Raw genomic sequence first — 4,067 nt, forward strand, 5'->3', positions numbered from 1 at the left:
CGCGGAAGAACGCCAACCAGCCGGCGCCGTCCTCGCTGGTGGTGACCTGGACGCCGAGGATCTCGCGGTGCCCGTCGGCGTTGACTCCCGTGGCAACGAGCGCGTGGACCGGCACGACGCGGCCACCCTCGCGGACCTTGACGACGAGCGCGTCAGCAGCCACGAACGTGAACGGTCCGGCCTCAGCCAAGGAGCGGGTGCGGAACTCCTCGACGTGGGCGTCGCTTGGGGATCGCGACGTCCAGGGTGCCGGCGCGGGTGTCGAAGTCACGGTGCCGGTAGCCGTTGCGACGGTTGACCCGCTCCGGTGTCACAGCGGCGTACTCGGCGCCACAGACCGCGTCGACCTCAGCCGAGAGCAGCGTGTTGATGAACGTGCCGAGCAACTCACGCAACAGATCAGGCGACGCCTGAGCCAGTTGTTCCTCGAGCATACGAGCAGGGTCGATATGGGGTTGACGGTCATCGTCGTGTCCTTCTTCGAGTCGGTTGTAGGAGATCACTCGAAGGATCACGCGGTGGCTGTCGCTACTTCTACAGCGACACCCTTACCGGTGACCCGTACCACACTCTGCTGGACGCAACTGCGTGTCTCGACTGAGGCGTTTGCCGCGAGGGTCTTGCTGACGTCCGCGCGACCTCGGGTCATCGCGACGTCCGGCTCGCCGGGGCGACGATCGCTACCCCTTCACGGCGTGCCGATCAGGTGGCAGAGTGCCAAGCAACGATTCGATCAGCGGCCGCCTGGGGGTCGGGCTGACTCTTGTCGAGATTGAGGTGTCGATGCGCGGCGAGAAGGCCATCAGCGGCCAGCACCGTCGGGTCGTCTCATTGCCCATCCCTCCCGCTCGTGCAGGTATGCGTCGGACCAGGGAAGGTTCCGCTTCGACGGCTTGGCGAGGAGCCGGTCTTCGCCGCGGTTCCGCCCCAACCAGGTCTGTAGATCGGCCGCAAGTTCGACAAACGAGACTCGAAGTCCCGCGTTGGCTAGCGCGCTACCGATCGCTCCACCCACCGGGCGTCCTCGACGCCTCCAAGGTTCCAAAGCATGGTCAGGCCCAATTGGCCTGGAACCTATCGGGGTTGACCCAAGGACAACCTATCGCCCAAGCCTGACATCGCTCGGTCGCGAGCAGGCCGCTCGAGCAGCGTCGCTGATCAGCAAAATCTGGCGGGCCGGCTCGTCACCCGCATCCTCACCGACTGGTGCTCGCAGTCGAGACTGCGGAGGTCGTGGGCATGTCCCCCGGGGCGCCGGCGGCGCTCGGCCCTCGCCTGCGTGAGCAGTACCTCGGCTGGCTCGAGGGCCGCGGATATGACGAGTCCTGAGCGGCTGCGGAGGCGCACGCCTGGTCGGACCCAGCCGTCCCGCTGGCCGGTGGGGGATCCGTCGTGAAGGTGCACGATCGGTTGCGCGCCGTACTCTGGGAGGTGGCCGAGCTTCACGCAGGCGTGGCGGTGTTGATTTCGTACGCAGACGCCGTCCGAGCGGCCGTCGCCCACCTAGCAGACGTGGCGCCAACGCTGCCAAGAACGCCCGCGCACGACCGTGGTTGGCTCGTTTCTCGCTTCGTTCAGTCTTTCGTGTGATCTCTTGGGACGAGGGGTAACCGGATCTCGAGACAAGTCCCAACGCCGGGGGTGGCGGTCAGGTTCACCTTGCCGTGATGGGCGTCGACGATTGCCTTGACGATCGGCAGACCAAGTCCGGCGCCGGGTTTTTCTGCGTTGACGGCGTGCTCCCCGCGGTAGAGCCGGTCGAAGACGTGGGCTATGTCAGCGTCGGGAATGCCTGGTCCGTTGTCGGAAATCGAGAGGGCGGCCATGTCGGCATCGCTACCGAGCTTGATGCGGACTTCACTAGCGGGCGGGGCGAACTTGAGGGCGTTGGTGAGGAGGTTGTCGATAGCTTGACTCAGCCGGTCGCGATCACCGTGAACGTAGACATCGGTGTCGTCGTACAAGACAGTGATCAGGACAGCTGCGTCGAGTGCTGCTGGTTCATTGTTCTCGACGACGTCTTGGACCACGCTTTTCAGGTCAAGCAAGTGCGGGTTGACGCCGAGGGTGCCATTGGCGATCCACGCGAGGGTGAGGAGGTCGTCGACTAGTCGGAGTTCTCTCCGGGCGCTGCGTGTGATGATGTGAACGAACTTGCGGGCGCGGTCTCCAAGCTGGGTCGGTCCGAGATCCTCGAGAAGTTCGGCGTATCCCAAGATCGAGGTGAGCGGAGTCCGAAGTTCATGGGAAACTGTCGCCAGGAACCCATCCTTGATCCGATCGGCTTCGGACTGCAACCGTTCGCGTTCGCTGACGTCTCGGACCGAAACGCAGAGTAGCAGTCCCTGCGTCGTCGAAAGGGGTGCGACCTGGACCTCCACAGGCAGAACCTCGCGACTCGCGCGAACTGCTTTGACCTCGAAGGCCGGATGAATGGTCCTGCCTGCCAGGCCAGCACAGTGACACGCACGGACTCCGTCGAGGAGTAGTTGGGCGTGGGGGCTGGGAAAGAGCAAGTCCAGCGTCTGGTCAAACATCTGGATGCGGTCCAGGCCGAACAACTGCTCCGCGTGGACATTGCTCAGGATGATACGACCTTCGGAGTTGAGGATGAGAGTCGCTTCCGGAGCAGACTCAAGAAGGCTGCGGAAGCGGATCTCGTCGAGGCTCAGGTCCTTGACATCGCGGATCGCGACCATGACCAACAGACCGTCGGGGCCACGAACAGGCGTGTTAGCAGCGTCGGCGTCATATGTGGTCCCGTCCTTACGTCGGATCGCCAGGTCGAGGCCTTGGCCGAAGCCCCGGGGGGCCGGATTGTTCAGGTAGGCAACCATCCGGGGTGCCAACTCATCTCGCAAATCCTCGGGCATGAGAGTCAACGCATGCCGGTCGATGAGCTCGTCGCGGGCGTAGCCCGTAGCGGCGAGCAACAGCTGGTTGACCGCGACGATGCGCCCATCCTCGCCGTAGACCACCACGGCGTCATGCATGAGGTGAGCAGCCATGTCAATCGCATGTTTGTCCCAGAGGATCTCTTGCGCACGGCTCGTCATTGCACCTCATCATGACCGTCGGAACGTGCCAAGCGCGTGGGGCCTCCGGGGGAAAGGGCGCCCACGCGCTCGGACACGGGACGCTGTGCCCTTCCCGCGCATAGAATTGTCTCGTCACACGCCCTAGAGCTGCACCAGCCCTGCGCGGCCGCGCACTCATGGGATAGGAATCAGCGCTGAACGGACACGGTTGCTTGCTTTGGTCTTCGCTGGGGCGCAGACGCAACCGCTAGCGTCATCAATGAAAGGACGTCTACGTGATCTGCCGGCCAGAGGTTCGCACGGCCGACACGGCACGCCCCAACGTGCTGCGCACGAGCGACCCTGCTCACGCAGAGCAAATCGTCGCGAAGACTTACCTTCCAAACACGCTCGATCTGACGTCGTCCTCAACCGCCCTCAGAATGGAACTGACGACGCTGAGACTCGGTCGCACGACGGTAGGCAAGCTGTCATACGGACGATCTGCTCGCCTCATCACCGCTGAAGCAGAGAACTTCCACGTCAACATCCCAATTAGCGGACACACGCTGTCTAGCACAGGGCGCGGACGTCCAGTGCCCATCGGCGTGGGGCAAGGTGGAGTATTCCCACCCAACGCGCCCGCTGAAATAGTCTGGTCCGCCGAAAGCTCGCAACTGTGCCTAATGGTTTCGGGGCATGTCTTGGAGACTGAACTAGAGCATCTGCTTGGTCGCAGCATCAGCCTGCCACTCGACTTGCAGTTCCAGATGACTCTAGATGGCGACCTAGGCCGTTCCTGGCGTGCGGCTCTGCAAGTCGTCCAGCACGAGCTCAACCAGCCGACAGACATCAGCACTCATCCGTCCATCGGCTGCCACCTGGAAGGTCTACTGATCGACGGCCTCCTATTACTACAGCCGCACAACTACAGTCAACTGATCACCGCATCCAGCGCCCCCGGCAGCGTCAACGCCATCGCGCTGGCCATAGAGCTGATGGAAGAAATGCCCTGCGAGCCTTGGACGACTGTGCGCCTTGCTCAGGAGG

The 4,067-nt window shown here is 63.3% G+C and carries 3 protein-coding genes and 2 pseudogenes; 3 read left to right on the plus strand and 2 right to left on the minus strand.

Going from position 1 to position 4,067, the window contains the following annotated elements:
* Positions 1-434 (minus strand): annotated as a pseudogene (locus JWN68_RS12495) (transposase); the annotation flags it as partial.
* Positions 435-1,206: 772 nt separating this feature from the next.
* Here JWN68_RS12495 and JWN68_RS12500 point away from each other — a divergent pair.
* Together JWN68_RS12500 and JWN68_RS19350 are read left to right on the plus strand one after the other, a co-directional pair.
* Entirely contained in the window at positions 1,207-1,329 is a 123-nt protein-coding gene (locus JWN68_RS12500) for a hypothetical protein (protein ID WP_297739317.1), read from the plus strand.
* Positions 1,330-1,353: 24 nt separating this feature from the next.
* Positions 1,354-1,590: pseudogene (locus JWN68_RS19350) on the plus strand (hypothetical protein); the annotation flags it as partial.
* On the opposite strand, the gene JWN68_RS12505 reads toward JWN68_RS19350, so the two are convergent.
* Entirely contained in the window at positions 1,575-3,056 is a 1,482-nt protein-coding gene (locus tag JWN68_RS12505; RefSeq protein WP_297739320.1) for a PAS domain S-box protein, read from the minus strand. The pseudogene JWN68_RS19350 and the gene JWN68_RS12505 sit on opposite strands and share 16 nt — an antisense overlap.
* 305 nt (positions 3,057-3,361) lie before the next feature.
* Between JWN68_RS12505 and JWN68_RS12510 the strand changes: the two genes are divergently transcribed.
* The coding region (locus JWN68_RS12510) for a hypothetical protein (RefSeq protein WP_297739322.1) at positions 3,362-4,067 on the plus strand (706 nt) is incomplete at its 3' end.

This window comes from Nocardioides sp. (genome assembly GCF_025964975.1).
GTDB lineage: Bacteria > Actinomycetota > Actinomycetes > Propionibacteriales > Nocardioidaceae > Nocardioides.